General features: G+C 43.6%; 18 protein-coding genes. All 18 read right to left on the reverse strand.

The window, feature by feature from the left end; genetic code table 11:
- Positions 1 to 2: 2 nt before the first annotated feature.
- The 18 genes from MKZ16_RS19335 to MKZ16_RS19420 are packed head-to-tail and all read right to left on the reverse strand — an operon-like array spanning position 3 to position 16,303.
- The gene (locus MKZ16_RS19335) at positions 3 to 500 is read right to left on the reverse strand and encodes a chemotaxis protein CheD (RefSeq protein ID WP_036688499.1); all 498 of its coding nucleotides are present in this window, start codon (positions 498 to 500) and stop codon (positions 3 to 5) included.
- The gene (locus MKZ16_RS19340) at positions 493 to 1,119 is read right to left on the reverse strand and encodes a chemotaxis protein CheC (RefSeq protein WP_036688500.1); all 627 of its coding nucleotides are present in this window, start codon (positions 1,117 to 1,119) and stop codon (positions 493 to 495) included. Before MKZ16_RS19340 ends, MKZ16_RS19335 begins: the two co-directional genes overlap by 8 nt.
- 3 nt (positions 1,120 to 1,122) lie before the next feature.
- Positions 1,123 to 1,584 (reverse strand): chemotaxis protein CheW, encoded by a 462-nt coding sequence (locus MKZ16_RS19345; RefSeq protein ID WP_036688501.1) that lies wholly within the window; start codon positions 1,582 to 1,584, stop codon positions 1,123 to 1,125.
- A gap of 27 nt (positions 1,585 to 1,611) precedes the next feature.
- Positions 1,612 to 3,684, reverse strand: a complete 2,073-nt coding sequence (locus tag MKZ16_RS19350) for a chemotaxis protein CheA (RefSeq protein WP_076106348.1) — start codon at positions 3,682 to 3,684, stop codon at positions 1,612 to 1,614.
- Between the two features lie 34 nt (positions 3,685 to 3,718).
- Complete coding sequence (locus MKZ16_RS19355) at positions 3,719 to 5,050, reverse strand: chemotaxis response regulator protein-glutamate methylesterase (protein WP_076106351.1); 1,332 nt, start codon at positions 5,048 to 5,050, stop codon at positions 3,719 to 3,721.
- 33 nt (positions 5,051 to 5,083) lie between these two features.
- The gene (locus MKZ16_RS19360; RefSeq protein WP_076106353.1) at positions 5,084 to 5,965 is read right to left on the reverse strand and encodes a MinD/ParA family protein; all 882 of its coding nucleotides are present in this window, start codon (positions 5,963 to 5,965) and stop codon (positions 5,084 to 5,086) included.
- The gene (gene flhF, locus MKZ16_RS19365; protein ID WP_036688507.1) at positions 5,962 to 7,347 is read right to left on the reverse strand and encodes a flagellar biosynthesis protein FlhF; all 1,386 of its coding nucleotides are present in this window, start codon (positions 7,345 to 7,347) and stop codon (positions 5,962 to 5,964) included. The genes MKZ16_RS19360 and flhF overlap by 4 nt, the downstream gene beginning before the upstream one ends.
- Positions 7,344 to 9,377 carry a flagellar biosynthesis protein FlhA gene (gene flhA / locus MKZ16_RS19370; protein WP_036688509.1) on the reverse strand — a complete coding sequence of 678 codons (2,034 nt, stop codon included), beginning with the start codon at positions 9,375 to 9,377 and terminating at the stop codon, positions 7,344 to 7,346. Before flhA ends, flhF begins: the two co-directional genes overlap by 4 nt.
- An 18-nt stretch (positions 9,378 to 9,395) precedes the next feature.
- The gene (gene flhB, locus MKZ16_RS19375) at positions 9,396 to 10,490 is read right to left on the reverse strand and encodes a flagellar biosynthesis protein FlhB (protein WP_036688512.1); all 1,095 of its coding nucleotides are present in this window, start codon (positions 10,488 to 10,490) and stop codon (positions 9,396 to 9,398) included.
- A gap of 22 nt (positions 10,491 to 10,512) precedes the next feature.
- A complete protein-coding gene (gene fliR, locus MKZ16_RS19380) occupies positions 10,513 to 11,298 on the reverse strand; it encodes a flagellar biosynthetic protein FliR (protein WP_076106355.1) in 786 nt (261 codons plus the stop codon).
- A gap of 9 nt (positions 11,299 to 11,307) precedes the next feature.
- On the reverse strand, positions 11,308 to 11,577 hold the full coding sequence (gene fliQ, locus MKZ16_RS19385) for a flagellar biosynthesis protein FliQ (protein WP_036688516.1): 270 nt from the start codon (positions 11,575 to 11,577) through the stop codon (positions 11,308 to 11,310).
- A 21-nt stretch (positions 11,578 to 11,598) separates the two neighbouring features.
- Positions 11,599 to 12,360, reverse strand: coding sequence for a flagellar type III secretion system pore protein FliP (gene fliP, locus MKZ16_RS19390; RefSeq protein WP_036688518.1), 762 nt, complete (start codon positions 12,358 to 12,360; stop codon positions 11,599 to 11,601).
- Positions 12,357 to 12,881 carry a flagellar biosynthetic protein FliO gene (locus MKZ16_RS19395; protein ID WP_036688521.1) on the reverse strand — a complete coding sequence of 175 codons (525 nt, stop codon included), beginning with the start codon at positions 12,879 to 12,881 and terminating at the stop codon, positions 12,357 to 12,359. Before MKZ16_RS19395 ends, fliP begins: the two co-directional genes overlap by 4 nt.
- Positions 12,882 to 12,890: 9 nt before the next feature.
- A complete protein-coding gene (locus MKZ16_RS19400; protein WP_036688523.1) occupies positions 12,891 to 13,256 on the reverse strand; it encodes a response regulator in 366 nt (121 codons plus the stop codon).
- A gap of 26 nt (positions 13,257 to 13,282) precedes the next feature.
- Entirely contained in the window at positions 13,283 to 14,587 is a 1,305-nt protein-coding gene (fliY, locus tag MKZ16_RS19405; RefSeq protein ID WP_036688526.1) for a flagellar motor switch phosphatase FliY, read from the reverse strand.
- Complete coding sequence (fliM, locus tag MKZ16_RS19410; RefSeq protein ID WP_036688529.1) at positions 14,577 to 15,575, reverse strand: flagellar motor switch protein FliM; 999 nt, start codon at positions 15,573 to 15,575, stop codon at positions 14,577 to 14,579. The genes fliY and fliM overlap by 11 nt, the downstream gene beginning before the upstream one ends.
- A gap of 39 nt (positions 15,576 to 15,614) precedes the next feature.
- Complete coding sequence (locus MKZ16_RS19415; RefSeq protein WP_036688532.1) at positions 15,615 to 16,082, reverse strand: flagellar basal body-associated FliL family protein; 468 nt, start codon at positions 16,080 to 16,082, stop codon at positions 15,615 to 15,617.
- Positions 16,079 to 16,303, reverse strand: a complete 225-nt coding sequence (locus tag MKZ16_RS19420) for a flagellar FlbD family protein (protein WP_036688535.1) — start codon at positions 16,301 to 16,303, stop codon at positions 16,079 to 16,081. The genes MKZ16_RS19415 and MKZ16_RS19420 overlap by 4 nt, the downstream gene beginning before the upstream one ends.
- Between the last annotated feature and the right edge of the window lies 1 nt (position 16,304).

Consider the following 16,304-nt stretch of genomic DNA (forward strand, 5'->3'; position numbering starts at 1 on the left):
AATTATAGTTCCTTAGCGCCTTTTTGCACACTGCGAATAAACAATATACCAGTGTTGCAGGCTATTTCTATCGTACGGCCATAATTGCCGCCTGTGTCTTCTGCGATTAACGGAATTTTTAAATTTTCAAGTGCTAGTTTACAAGATTCAACATTACGAGGCCCGATCCTCATGGTGTCGCTCCCCCCGGCAAAGGCAAACATTTGTGAACCTCCGGCCATCTTGGCTACGATCCGGCTCCGAACCGCCCCAAGCTCTAGCAGACGGGATAAGAGCTCCGGCACTGCGGTATCTGCAAACTTAGCGATGTTTAACTGCCCTTCCCTAGCAATCTCAGATGATGGGAGCATCACATGCGCCATCCCTGCGAGCTTTTTTCCAGGGTCAAACAATGTTAATCCCACGCAGGAGCCAAGACCTGTGGTACGAATTAAACTATCTTGGCTGCCAACGTTAAGATCCGCCATCCCTACTTTAATAATGCTTTGTTCTTCAATCATTTTCAAAAGGAACTCCTAGCGATTTGAAGATTTTCGGGAATGATTCCGGATCGGGAATAAGGAAAAATTGCCCTTCAATTTCGTTTTTCCCCTCAAAGAAGGTAGTGTCGATCAACAATGCATCGTCCCCCATCTGCCCGAATTGCAGCAGACCGTAGCTAAGGATGGCGCCAGCCATGTCCATAGCAAGGGCCGGAACCGTTGGATACATAGAAAGTGAGGTGAAGTCTGCTAGAGAAGAAAGATACGAACCTGCCAAAATATTGCCAATTTCGCTTAGCGCAGAAAGTTCCATTTCTCCAAGCTCTTCATCACTCGACAGCTCAATGCCTGCAATACGACTAAGCAAGTTCATTGCCGCTTCTGGTGACAGAATGAAAAACAGGTTACCTGGAGCTTCACCCTCCACACGTAGAAACACCGCATATACTAGTTCTTCGGCTCCGCCAACTTTATCAGTAATTTCTTCAAAGTTAAGGAGCTGTACCTTAGGAACAGCCATATCTATCGGCTTGTTCAAGAGCTGTGATAATGCGGTGGCTGCATTTCCAGCTCCAATGTTCCCAACTTCCTTAAGCACATCCATTTTGAAATCCTTATAGTGCTTAAATAGTTCCACAGGTTAGCCCTCTAGGCTTTCTAATTGAACGATTTCGCTTTTGTTAAGCACTTCTGACAAGTTGAGCATAATCAGTAAGCGCTCGTCTCCAATCTTGGCCACCCCATCCAAATACTTCGCCTTGATGCCGCCAACAACATCAGGAGGTGTATCAATAGAATCTCTGTTCAGATCTATAACATCATTTGCAGAGTCTACAATGAAGCCTACTTCCATTTCATTAACAGATACGATGATGATTCTTGTCTGATCGGTGTGTTCAGCCTCTTCGATGCCGAAACGGCCCCGTAAATCAATTACAGGAATAACAACACCACGTAAATTAATTACACCTTTGATAAATGAATAGGTCTTAGGTACACGAGTAATGGGCATCATGCGCTCAATAGTTTGTACCTTCTCAACTTCAATTCCATATTCCTCTACGCCTAATTTGAACACTATCACTTTAATATCTTCAGCCATGGAATGAACCTCCCTGTTCTATCCTAGTTATTTAATAAAAGCGTTGGGATCAATAATAAGTGCTACTTGACCATCACCAAGAATGGTTGCGCCAGATATTCCTTGTACATCAGGCAAATATTTACCCAGATTCTTAATCACAACCTCGTTCTGGCCAATAAAATCCTGTACTGCTAAGGCAACTAATCTTTCTCCCTTGCGCACAACTACGATTTCTGTTTCTTCTTCGGTACTCTCATCATAATCTGGTACAGAGAAGAGGCGGCTTAGTGAAACCAGAGGAATATGCGAATCACGGAATTCTACCATTTTATTTCCATGGATTGTACGGATCTGAGATTGCTTCACGATTCCCGTTTCCACTATAGAGGTCAAAGGAATGGCATACTTCTCGGAACCTAATCGGATAAGCATTGCAGCAATGATTGATAGAGTTAGAGGCAGCTGCACTGAGAAATTTGTTCCTTTACCTGGAGCAGAATAAATCGTTACATTGCCGCCTAAAGAAGAAATCTTAGATTTAACTACATCCAGCCCTACCCCGCGGCCTGAAACATCAGAAATAACCTCTGCTGTACTGAAACCTGGTGCAAACAACAACTGAAAAGCTTCATCATCCGACATACTGGCTGCCTGCTCTTGTGTTATAACACCCTTCTTCACAGCAGATTTCAGAACCTTCTCTGGATAAATCCCTGTTCCATCTTCCTCGATCTCAATAAAGACGTGATTACCACTGTGGAAAGCCCGCAAATAGACCGTTCCGGTCTCCGGCTTACCAGCAGCAACACGATCTGCAATAGATTCGATACCATGGTCAACTGCATTACGCAATAAATGCACCAGCGGATCACCGATTTCATCAATGACCGTACGATCTAGCTCAGTTTCTGCTCCTGTGATGATAAGATCTACTTTTTTGTCTAGTGACTTGGCTAGATCACGAATCATACGTGGGAATCGGTTAAATACTGTATCTACTGGAACCATCCGCAGCTTCATTACAATATTCTGGAGATCTCCACTTACCCGGCCCATATGCTCAACCGTTTCCGTGAGATCACCGTTTTGAACCTCAGAAGCCAGCTGTTCCAAACGAACACGGTCGATAAGAAGTTCACTGAATAAATTCATCAACACGTCCAAACGTTCAATATCTACACGAATGGTACGTGACGGTGCCCCACCTGTTTTGTGAGTTGCAGGTTTGTTACCCTCTTCTTTGGTTGGCAGGGGTTTAGCGGCAGAAGCGGCAGGTACAGCTGCTGCTGGCGCCTCAGTAGTCGTGGCTGCCACTTCAGAGGCTGCTGCTGCTTCCTGACCCAGCTGTTGCAGAGAATCTTGATCCAATGCTACTGCCGATACCTTGTCAATCTCAGACAGATTTAGAATCATAGCCTGAATTTGATCAGCACTTTTTTGAGTTATGTAATAGAGAGAGAAGCTTTGATCAAATTTCTCTTGTTCAATATCCTGAACGGATGGGAAGGATTTAACCACTTCACCTGAACGCTCCAAAAGATCAAACACCATATATGCACGTACTGCCTTAAGCTGACAATCCTTGCGAATGGTTACGTCCACATATAATACTTGATGTCCTTCTTGAATCGACTGTTCTAGAACAGAAAATTGAAACTCATCTAAATGAATCGGGGTTTCAACCGCTTGTGCAGCAGGTCCTGAGACAGAAGCTGCCTCACCACCCGCAACAGGAATCTCTCCCCGGACTATAGCCTGTAAGGAGGAGACGATAGACGAAACATCCGCTTTACCCTCGCCTCCTCCCGTAATATCCTCAACCATAGACTCCAAGGCATCCAAACTTTTGAACAACGTATCAAAAATGAAATCCTGCATGCGCAGTTTGTTGTTGCGTACCAAATCAAGAACATTTTCCATTTGGTGTGTGAGTGAAGCCAAATCTTCAAAGCCCATAGTTGCTGCCATACCTTTTAAGGTATGCGCAGAGCGGAATATTACCTGTACAATACTAATGTCCTCAGGATTCGCTTCCAGCCCCATCATGCTCTCGTTCAATGACTGCAGATGATCGTTCGACTCATCAATAAACATGGATAAATATTGGTTCATGTCCATCAGTGAGCACCTCCCCTTTGAGTTCGCTTTTCTGTTATTTAACAGCTTGCACCAGCCTTGGAGCAATTTCTTGCAAAGGCAGTACGTGCTGGACGCACTGTAATTCCACCGCAGATCGCGGCATTCCATATACGACACAAGTTTCTTCGCTTTCAGCAAAGGTTGAGGTTACCCCAGAGTCGTATAAGGATTTCATCATTCTTGCCCCATCACTACCCATCCCTGTCATTAGTAACAAATGACGTTCTAACGATGTGAGCGGCAGCAATGATTCAAATAAAACATCCACAGAAGGTCGATGGCCATTACGCGCCTCCTCCTTTGTGAGTACAACCGCATATTGCCCTCTAGAGGATGGGACAACTTGTAAATGATAGCCTCCAGGTGCTATATAAGCAGTTCCTTTTTGCAATATCATCCCCTGCTCAGCTTCAATCACTTCTAGCGGGCTAAAGGTATTCAGTCGCTGGGCTAGTGATTTGGTAAAGTTAGGCGGCATATGCTGCACGATAACAATAGGCGCTGGAAAATCCGCAGGAATCTTCTCCAGAAATACCTTTAGAGCACGTGGTCCACCTGTAGAGCACCCCACGGCAACCAACTTTTGCAGATCATTACTCCCATACTTCCGGACCTGAGGATTTGCAGGAGCGTCAGAAGACACTTCCACTTTAGGTTTAGGCAACGGTTTTGGTGGGGTAGCGTTATTCTCTACTCTTGACCTTGCATTAGTCTTTTCTGATAAAGGTGGTGGAGTAGAGATTAATGGTTTGGCTGCTCTTTTAGGAACAGAATGATCTAACGGCTGCTTCACCCGCGGTTTTTTGATCACTTCATTTTTGAGTGAAGCTTTAGGTTCTACCTTGGGTTTGCCGGGCATCACTCTCGGTACAGTTGGCGGTGCGACTTCTACTGGCGGTATGTCTGGCAACTTAAATGCAGAAGCACGTGCTTCGCGCTGCTCCCGGGCCATCATAGCCTCTTTCATTTGTTCCCTTAAGGATTCTCCCACTCCCATGATATCCTGAGAGTTGGTAATCGAAGGTTTACGAATAAAGTCAAAAGCGCCCCATTCCAGTGCAAGAATGGTTTCCTTCATGCCCTCTTCATTGATCCCTGACAGCATAATCACTGGCAGAGGGTCTGAGGCCATTATTATTTTCAGCGCTTCCAGGCCGTTCATTTCTGGCATTTCTACATCCATAGTAACCAGATCTGGACGAAGCTCATTGATTTTTTCGATAGCCTCACGACCGTTTTTTGCTGTTGCCGTCACCTGAAAGTCAGCGTCATTTTCAATTAAATCGGAAATGATCTTGCGCATAAATGCCGAATCATCAACAACCAATACTTTATATGGCTTCATATCATTTCCACCTCTGTCCCAAATTCAGAACAACTATTTACTCCGCTTTAACCATTTATGGATAAAGCCTTTAATCCCTTGGACTTTTGTGGTCTTTTTAGAATCAATGGTCAAATAACTTAGGGCAAGACGATGTATATCTTTTGCAGCAATACTGTTTGGAAAAGCCAATGTGAATGGCGTTTGCCTTTTGACAGCTTGCACTACATGGGCATCTGAGCTTATATGACCAAGATAAGAAATATCTAATTGCAAAAAACGACTGGCGGCCATTCGGATCTTATCGCTTGTCGCTATGGCTTCCCTTTCATCACCTGCCTGGTTCACAATCAATTTAAAGGAAGTCTCAGGATAGGAACGATTCACAACCTTCATTAATGCGTATGCATCTGTGATAGCTGTTGGTTCTGGTGTAGTAACCACTAGGCAATCGTCGGCAGAAGTTATAAACTTCATCGTTTCCTTAGATAATCCAGCGCCTGTATCGAACAAAATAAAATCCATGCTGTCCGCGATAAGTGTTATCTGATTTGTGAAATAATCAAGATCAGACTCTGAAAGCGTGAATAGCTCATCCATTCCAGAGCCACCTGCTATAAAAGGGAGCGAATTCGGACCGTATTGAATAATCTGCTCGATATCCGCTTCTCTTTTTAACAAATGATAAAGATTATATCTCGCCGATACGCCCATCAACACATCTATATTAGCCATGCCGATATCTGCATCGAACAGCAAAACCCGTTTGCCCATAGCCTTTAAAGTTAGAGCGAAGTTAAGTGTAAAATTCGACTTACCAACGCCCCCTTTACCACTACACACCGTAATGATCCTGGCGGATGATCCCCCTCTTACAGCTACTTTAGAATCCTGACTGGATACAAGCTGTCTTAAGGATTGTGCCTGATCCATCATGTTTCACCTGTTCCAAGAAGCAACTCACTCAGCTGTCCTTTGGTAGCCATAAGCAGGTCATCAGGAACATTTTGACCATCGGTCATATAAGACAAGGTAAGTGGGAAGTCATTCAGTACATTAAAGAGCGGGCCGTAACTCCCCGTCTCATCCAGCTTTGTGAAAATAACCTTATCCAGCCTATATCTGCCGAAATGCTCTGCAATAAGTTTCATATCACGGCTTTTCGAGGTCAAGCTAAGCACAAGATAAGTTTCACTTCTCAATTCCTTCGCAAGCAAGCTTTGCAGTTCGGCTACTAGCATATCATTACGATAATTTCGGCCAGCTGTATCCATTAATACTAGATCACAACTCTCCAAGCGAAAGAGTGCTCTTTGCAAATCTCCTGGCGATTGGACAACCTCCAATGGAACATTGAGAATAGCAGCGTAGGTTCGCAACTGTTCCACAGCTGAGATTCTATACGTATCGGAGGTGATAAAACCTACCTTGCGTCCGTGCTTAAATAGCTGTTCTGCCGCAAGCTTAGCTATGGTTGTGGTCTTTCCAACTCCAGTGGGTCCGGCAATATATACAATTTGAGTATCCCGGGCAATTCCATCAGCAATTCGTCCCGTCAGGAAACCATCAATCTGTTCTTTAAGAGATCCCATAAATTTCTCTGGTCCCCAAGTACGCCCTTCATCCACCCAACGTTCCGAGATGTTACTGATCCATTCCTCAACAAGCACAGCATCCATTTCTTGCTCTAATAAAAGATCCCGTAGCTCCTGCAGACTGTCTGGCAGTTCTCTTCCACCTGAGGATTGTCTGGCAATTCGCTCCATCCAGAGCTTCATATCTCTAATCTCACGAAGAACATCATTTTCGAGAGCAGTGGCAACCTCTGGCGATTGTTCTAATCCTAATGATTCATACAACGCTGATATAGAAGGTGCATCTTCCAGATTTAATTCAGGAAGTTTTTGCTCAGGTTCTGGCTCCGGATGCTTGGCTATCGATTCTTGTACATTGATAGCTTCCGATAAGGCTGCAGCAATCTCTGCAAACGTCCGTGACTCTTCTGGTTTTTCTAATGAAACAGAAGGTACGGAAGGTATAGAAGGTGTAGTGGAAGCAGATGAAGCTTTTTGATAAGCCTGTGGTACTGCACTCCGTGGAATGTTCATCGCTGGCGCAGCCGGCTTTTTTGGAACATTATTCTTCTCTGCCTTTTCTACTGCTGCTACAACTTCTATTTTTTTCTTCTTAAATAACCCTAAAAATCCGCCGATTTTGATTTCCTTTGTACTTAAAATGACGGCCTCGCTCCCAAGCTCGTTGCGAATGGAAAGCATGGCGTCAGGCATCGAATCGACCACGTAACGCTTCACTCTCATAAATTCACCACTCCGACGCTTTGTATTTCAATGTTAGGCTCTAGCTCGCTATAAGACAGTACAGGAATATCCTGCATCGTTCGTTCAATCACCTGCCGCAAATACATACGAATGGTTGGTGATGTGAGCACTATTGGCTGTTGCCCTGTCTGCAGCAATCGATTAATCTGTTCACTTAACCGCTGATAGATCGTTTGTGTCGAAGTTGGATCTAGTGCCAAATAACTTCCCTGTTCAGATTGCTGCACACTCTCGGAAATTTTCTTTTCAAGATTAGGCCCCACCGTGATGACTTTCAGCGTCTCTCCTACTTGTGAGAATTGCTGGGTAATCTGTCTGGACAAGGACTGACGAACATATTCAGTGAGAATATCAGGATCCTTGGTGTATGTCCCATAATCCGCCAATGTCTCAAAAATCGTAACCAAATCTCTGATCGATATTTTTTCACGAAGCAGCTTAGCAAGAACCTTCTGCACATCCCCAATCGCCAATACGGAAGGAATAAGATCGTCGACGAGCACTGGATAATTATCCCTAAGGTTGTCCACCAGCATCTTAGTTTCTTGTCTTCCTATCAGCTCATGTCCATGACGTTTGATTAACTCCGTCAGATGTGTTGCGACAACAGATGGAGGGTCTACTACAGTATAGCCGGACAATTCAGCCCGCTCTTTAACCGATTCATCAATCCATAATGCTGGAAGCCCAAAGGATGGTTCGATGGTCTCAATACCGTTTATAGATTCATCATCATATCCTGGACTCATTGCAAGGTAATGATTAAGTAATAATTCACCACCGCCAACTGTATTTCCTTTAATTTTTATGACATATTCATTCGGTTTTAGTTGAATATTGTCGCGAATGCGAATAACAGGTACTACAAGACCCATTTCTAGGGCACATTGCCGTCGAATCATGATGATACGATCTAGCAGATCGCCTCCCTGACCTGTATCCGCCAAAGGAATAAGACCATAACCAAACTCGAATTCAATGGGATCAACTGAAAGCAAATTAATGACACTTTCCGGACTTCGTACCTCTTCAATCTGCTTCTCTTCAACAAGTTGCTCTTCGGCAATCTGTTTCTTATTTAAATTTTGTCCCATACGGTAGGCTGCAAAAGCCAGCAATCCGGCCAATGGGAGCGTTGTAATCATATGTATGGGTGTAAAGAGTCCAAGAAAAGCTACCGTAACTGCGACAATATACAACAATTTCGGATAGGACAACAACTGTCCTGTCAGCTCTTCTGCAAGATTACCTTCCGAAGAAGCTCTAGTAACAATCAAGCCGGCTGCTGTCGAAATAAGCAAAGCTGGAATTTGACTGACAAGACCGTCCCCGATGGTCAATACAGAATAAGTGGATAACGCAGTAGCAAAGTCCATCCCGTGAACCATCATACCGATAATAAATCCACCGATGAGATTGATCAGCAAGATGATAATACTCGCAATCGCGTCTCCTTTAACGAATTTACTCGCACCGTCCATGGCTCCGAAAAAATCCGCTTCGCGTTCTACGTTACGACGACGCTCACGTGCCTGGGTTTCGTTAATCATGCCTGCGTTAAGATCGGCATCAATACTCATTTGCTTACCGGGCATCGCATCCAAGGTAAATCTAGCGCCTACCTCAGCTACGCGCTCTGAACCTTTGGTGATAACAATAAACTGAACTACTACCAAGATCAGAAACACGATAAACCCAACAGCAATTTGTCCGCCAGCGATCCAGCTACCGAAAGTAGATACCACTGAACCGGCATCTCCGTAAGTCAGGATCAGTTTTGTAGTCGAGATGTTAAGTGACAGACGAAACAGTGTGGTTACTAGGAGCAATGAAGGGAAAATTGAGAATTCGAGTGCATTTTTCGTATTCATAGCAACCAGAATGATAATTAATGCGATTGAGATGTTAATAACAAGCAAAACGTCCAATAGCCAGGACGGGATAGGCAGAATCATCATAAGCACGATCCCGATGATGCCTAGCAAAACTGTTAAATCTTTAGCTTTCAATGTCCTAACCCCCCCGCCTTATCTCCTCTTACCTTTAAGCTTATATACATATGCCAGCACTTCAGCCACAGCCTGGAACAGATCATTTGGAACGACATCTCCAATCTCTGCCCTTTGGAATAATGCCCGTGCCAGCGGTTTGTTTTCCATAGTCACGACGCCGTGCTCTTTAGCCAGCTCCCGGATGCGAAGTGCTACATAATCCTGACCCTTTGCTATAATCTGCGGCGCTTCCATCTTGGTACCGTCATATTTAAGCGCAACAGCAAAGTGCGTAGGATTCGTAATGATTACATCCGCATTTGGAACTTCCTGCATCATACGCTGCATGGCCATTCTACGTTGGCGTTCCCTGATCTTACCTTTGATTAGAGGGTCACCCTCCATTTTTTTGTATTCATCCTTGATATCCTGCTTGGACATTTTCAGGCTTTTTTCATGCTCGTACTTCTGATACATGTAGTCCAGAAAAGCCATAGCCAATAGGGCAGCCCCGATTTTCAAACCAAGACTCATCGTCAGCTTGGCCGCAAATTTAAAAATCCCCTCCGCACTGATATGCGACAGGGATGCAAAGTTCTTCTTTTCTCCCCATAAAGTGCTATATACCAGATAAGCGATAATTAGAAGCTTAAATATGGATTTCAGGAACTCGACAAACGAACGCATGGAGAAAATATTTTTGAACCCTTTTATCGGATTAAGCTTGCTGAATTTAGGGGTGATCCCCTCTCCCGTGGTCATAAAGCCCACCTGCGCCAGATTGCTTACCAGCGCCATAACAAAAACTATTCCAAGTAATGGAGCTAGCAAAATCAGTATTTGTAGTCCATATTGATTAAATAGCAGCGTTATATTCTCAGGAGTAACCTCCAGTGTCATTTGATTCTGAAATACATCCATATATAGCTTCATGAAGCGTTCTTTCATAAAACCACCAAACATCATCAAGCTAACTACTGCTGATAACAATACAACTGCACCGGATAGCTCAGCACTTTTGGCTACTTGACCCTTTTTACGAGCATCTTGCCGTTTCTTCGGGGTTGCTTTTTCCGTCTTTTCACCGGCGAATTGTTGAAGATCCAGTCTATACCGCTTCGTCTTAGGCATAATACGCTCCCCTTACGGTCACCTACGGACTCTTCCCCATGAGATTCAATAAATTCTCCATGGATTCGAACATGATATCGAAGAGATTCTGAAACAGCACAGCCAGACCAGGCATCAGCACTAAAAGCAGTGCAAGACCTATAATGATTTTGAGCGGAACCCCAATAACAAATACATTATATTGCGGAGCCGTTCTCGCCAAGAAAGCAAGGCCAACATCAGTCAGAAACAGCGCAGTTACTAAAGGAGCCGACATTTGAAAAGCGAGTACAAAGGACTGAGCAAATGTTCGAACCAGAAACTCTGATAAACTACCGTCAATCATGCCTAGAAATAAATCGTTATTCATAGGAACCCATTTATAACTGTACACAATAGCATCTAGCAGATGGTGATGACCATTCATGCTCAGAAACATTAGCAGGGCTATCATATATTTGAAATTACCAAGAATTGGTGCAGATGTTCCAGTCATAGGATCGATAACATTAGCAATACCGAAGCCAATCTGAATATCAATAAATGAACCTGCTGTCTGAATCGCCATAAACATCAAATATCCAACGAAACCTAGCAATAATCCTATTAATGCCTCTCTGGCAATCAGCAAAATATAACTGAAATCCTGCGGGATCGTAAGCCCTGTTCCGTTAGCACTAAAGACAACCAATGCTACAAAAAAAGAAATGCCAATCTTAAAGGTTGTCGGGACCCCTTGTGAAGAAAATACAGGAACGACAACAAAAAAAGCGGTTATTCGACAAAAAATAAGCAAAAAGACGGGTAAACTTTGCAGTATGGTCTCCATGTTCATTGATTAACCAATATACATATAGAGATTACCCAAAATTTGGCTTGTAAAGTCAATCAGCTTCGTGATGATCCACGGACCAAATAGCAATAAAGCCAATAGCACTGCGACGATTTTGGGAACAAACGCTAGCGTCTGTTCCTGAATCTGTGTCGTAGCCTGAAAAATACTGATTATTAGCCCTACCACCAGACCAAGAATCAGCATGGGTGCGCTGACTTCCAGCACTAAATATACGGCTTGGCTTGCTAGCCCGATTATAAACTCCGTACTCATCCCTCATGCCTCCTCTTTAGGTCAGGTGTTAAAACTAAGAAGTAGTGATTTAATGACTAAGTACCAGCCGTCTACCAGTACAAAGAGCATTATTTTAAAAGGTAATGAAATCATAACCGGGGGAAGCATCATCATCCCCATGGCCATCAGTGTGCTCGCCACAACAATATCAATAATCAGGAATGGTATGAAAATTAAGAAGCCCATTGTAAAAGCCTTTTTCAATTCGCCAATTGCAAAAGCTGGCACCATCACCGTCAGTGGAATATCACTGTATGTAGCCGGTTTAGTAGATCCGGTATAACCGGTGTATTTCATAAATAACAGAAGATCTTTGGTGTTCGTCTGTTTAAACATAAATTCTTTCATCGGATCAGCAGCTTTATCAAAAGCCTCAGTTTGTGTGATTGTCCCCTTCATATACGGCTGCAACGCATTTTCATTCACTGTGGCCAGCGTTGGTGACATAATGAACAGGGTCAGAAACAGAGCAAGTCCTACCAGCACCTGGTTTGGAGGCATAGCCTGAGTACCCAGCGAGGTTCTCACAAAACCTAATACGATTACAATTCTAGTAAAGCTAGTCATAAGAACCAGAAACGCCGGAGCAATACTCAGAACCGTAACAAGAAGAAGAATTGATATGGAACTGGTACCACTGCTTGAACCTTCATTACCGACCTGAATATTAACATTAGGTATAGGATCAGCATGTATCGGCGTCATCATAACCACACTGATAATACCGAACAGCAGAATAGCAAGAATTAGCTTCTTTTTCATATATTCCTCGACTCATCCTTAGTAACATCATCCCGAAGCAGCTCTTCCATTTTCTCTTTGCGCTCTGGTGCAGAACGAAGCTTGGATTGCAGAGTCTCGTAAAAAGATGATGTTTCACTAAGTTCAATTTCCTGAGATGGAACCTCCCCACGCAGCTTTACCTTTACCTTGGCAATAAGCGGTGCGAGGAAATTATTCTGGTTAGAGGACTGATCCTCAAATGCCGCAATGATCAATGCTACCTCATCCGGATCGGTGACTTTATCCAAAATGGATATATTTTCACCAATCCCGATTAAGTAAAGACTGCTTCCCAGTTCGATAACCTGCATCGACTTATTAGGTCCAAGCCCTATTGCACCAAGCGTTCTTATAGAACGGTTGCTCATAAAGGTCTGATTACGTCGTCCAAGAAAACGAATCAGTACCACTATAAGTACAATGATTATCGCCAGGACAATAATAACTTTAAACAAATTCAGCAGGGTGTTACTGCTTCCGAGCGTTTCGGAATATAACATGACTTTATCCTACACGCCCAACGTTTTGTTAATAGCTTCGATAACCCGGTCAGCTTGGAAAGGCTTCACTATAAAGTCTTTAGCTCCTGCTTGGATTGCATCGATAACCATAGCCTGCTGGCCCATGGCTGAACACATAATAACCTTTGCAGCCGGATCTACTTTTTTGATTTCTTTCAGGGCGGCGATTCCGTCCATCTCAGGCATAGTAATATCCATCGTGATGAGGTCCGGACGCAGTTCCTTGAATTTTTCTATCGCTTGAGAACCGTCCTGAGCTTCGCCCACTACTTCAAATCCGTTTTTCGACAAAATGTCACGGATCATCATTCTCATAAATGCTGCATCGTCCACGATTAGAATTCGGTTAGCCATTTTTACAAAATCCTCCCTAAGTATGCTTATTGTAATTTCTGAATTCGGTCCCACTGGCTGACGATATCCGTAACGCGTACGCCAAAGTTTTCGTCGATAACAACGACTTCACCTTTGGCAATAAGCTTGTTGTTAACCAAAATATCTACAGGCTCACCTGCGAGCTTGTCCAGCTCAATAATTGAGCCTTGTGACATTTCTAAAATATCTTTGATCTGCTTCTGGGTCCTTCCTAATTCTACGGTTACTCTAAGCGGTATGTCCATCAATAAATTTAAATTATTTTCATCAATATGACCAAAGGCCCCACCATTCAGATTTGCAAATTGCACAGGCTGTACATTTACATTGCGATTTGCCTCAGAATTAAGCGGTGGTGTCTGTCCATATGGCATCCCTTGCGGTGGCATACCGTATGGTGGCATCCCAGGCATTCCGTACGCTGGCATACCCGCTGGAGGATAATAATACCCGCCTTCTGGCATCCCTGGATACGCTGGCATACCCTGCGGTGGATATGGTGGTTGCGTTCCTCCTGCGGGCTGTGAGGGCGCCTGTTGCACCGGAGGTGCTGGAGGTGGTGTCTCCGCAGAATTAGTCATAGCAGGTGTTTCAGCCATTGTGACCGCTGCCTCCTCCTCTGCCGGACTAACATCACCAAGTAGCATGGATACCATATCTTTTGCGAACTGAACAGGCAAGAGCTGCATAATAGTAGAATCTATCAAATCACCAATTTTAAGCCGGAACGAAATACGAATTAGGGTTTCATCGTCTGGCAGACTGCCTACTCCTTCTCCGCTGGACATATTCAAAATGTCGATACCCGGAGGCGAGATATTAACAAAACGATTAAAAATCGTAGACATCGATGTAGCAGAAGAACCCATCATTTGATTCATAGCTTCTTGCACAGCGCTAATATGAATTTCATTCAACTCTTCATCCTTAGGTTCGCCGGCACCGCCAAGCATCAGATCGGCAATGACCTGTGCATCCCTAATCTTAATAACAAGTGAGTTAATCCCTTGAAACCCATCCACATATTGAACGTGAACAGCTACATGCGGTTTAGGAAAAGCAATTTCAAACTCCCCGCGTGTAATGATCGAAACTTGAGGGGTTGTAATATCTACTTTTTTCCCTAGTAAAGTGGAAAGTGCTGTTGCTGCACTGCCAAACGTTATATTACCAATTTCGCCCAAAGCATCCTGTTCAAACGGTGTTAGATAGTCATCTACCGTTTTCTCCGTAGGAGCTAATGAGCCCTCCGCAGATTGTCTCAGAAGGGCGTCGATTTCTTCTTGGGATAAATAATCTTTACTCGTCAAATTCTTCAACTCCTTCATTGACAATTTCGTCTATTTGCACGGCTACCCGATCTTTAACCATTCCGGGACTTCCGATGAACTTAAGCTTCTCCCCTACCTTAATTGACAGTCCAGAATCTACGTTTCTGTTGAGAGAAATCACGTCACCGACACTAAGCCCTAGGAATTCAGATATGGATAAGCTCGATTCTCCAAGTTCAGCAACAATCGGCAGCTTCGCTTTATGAACTCTAGCTCTAATGGCCAGTAGCTCATCTTCATCCCGCGTCTTCTTCTCTGTCACAAACCATTGGTGAACAGAAAGTCTGGACATGATAGGCTCTAGAACGACATGCGGTATACAAAGATTGATCATGCCTGTTGTATCTCCAATTTTGGTACTTAGAGAGATTAATGCAATGGTCTCATTGGGCGATACAATCTGCATGAACTGCGGGTTCGTCTCAAGAGCTTCCATCCGCGGATGAATATCCAGCACCGTTTTCCAAGCCTCCTGCAGACTCTCAAAACATCTACTAAAGATACGCTCCATAATCGTTGTTTCGATCTCAGTTAGAGCATTAATCTTAGAAGGTGCAGTTCCAAAGCCCCCAAGCAACCTGTCCAGCATAGCAAAAGCAATGTTTGGATGAACTTCCATTACCATGCGGCCCTCTAAAGGTTCAGCTTCAAAAATGTTCAATATCGTCATTTTCGGTATGGAGCGAATAAATTCATCATAAGGGAGCTGCTCTACTTGAACGACATTAATCTGAACGAAGGTGCGCAATTGGGCTGAAAAATACGTTGTAAGATAACGGGCGAAATTGTCATGTATCCGTGTAAGACTGCGGATATGATCTTTGGAAAAGCGGACAGCCCGTTTAAAGTCATAAGAGCGGATTTTCTTCTGAGTTTCTTCCTTTTTAAGTTCATCGGCGTCCATCTCACCTGAAGAAAGTGCAGCAAGTAGAGCATCAATTTCGTTTTGTGATAGTACATCAACCAATTCAATCACCCCCCTATCAAAGAATTATCAGGAATAAAGCTACACAGAAGCCAAAAGGAATTTGGTGATTTCGATCTGAGTAATTTGGCCCTCAGTCAATGTCTTATTGATCAGATTAATAAGCTTACTGCTAAGCTGATCTTTTCCATTCGCTCCATTAAGGTCCTCAGGTTTGGTATCTGCAAGCGTCTTGATAATTATTGGTTTGATTTTGATCTCTTTTATTTTTTCGAATTCTTCCTTTGATTTCGCAGAACTCAGTTGGAAGGCGAAATCTACTTGAAGGATAAAATCGGGATCAGCAAGATTTGTTTTGATATCAATGATCTCTGCCGTCAATTCGACGATTTCATCTGCAGTTAAATGTTTTGTTTCCACATTTTGAACAGCAGCACTTACCTCGTTCGTATCTTTCGGAAAGATCCTGTCCAATAGTAAAAATGCGGCGACCACGATCAGAGTAATCGCTAGTAATATCGTGATGAGCCACGGCATCATCTTTTTCATGTTAGCTCCTCCATTGACTGGATTTTAATGGTGGCAGCATATGTGCCTATGTCCCTGTTATAATCCCGGATCTTCGTAATAACCTCATCGGCTTTTTCGAGAACGATCAGTCTTTTTCCGGTTACGAGCGTAATGTATGTATCCGGGCTTTCTTCTACCATTTCGACCAGTAGGGCATTGATCCACATCGGTGTTCCATTTAATCTTGTTACCGATATCATA

It is taken from the genome of Paenibacillus sp. FSL R5-0928 (assembly GCF_037970385.1).
Lineage (GTDB): Bacteria > Bacillota > Bacilli > Paenibacillales > Paenibacillaceae > Paenibacillus_AQ > Paenibacillus_AQ odorifer.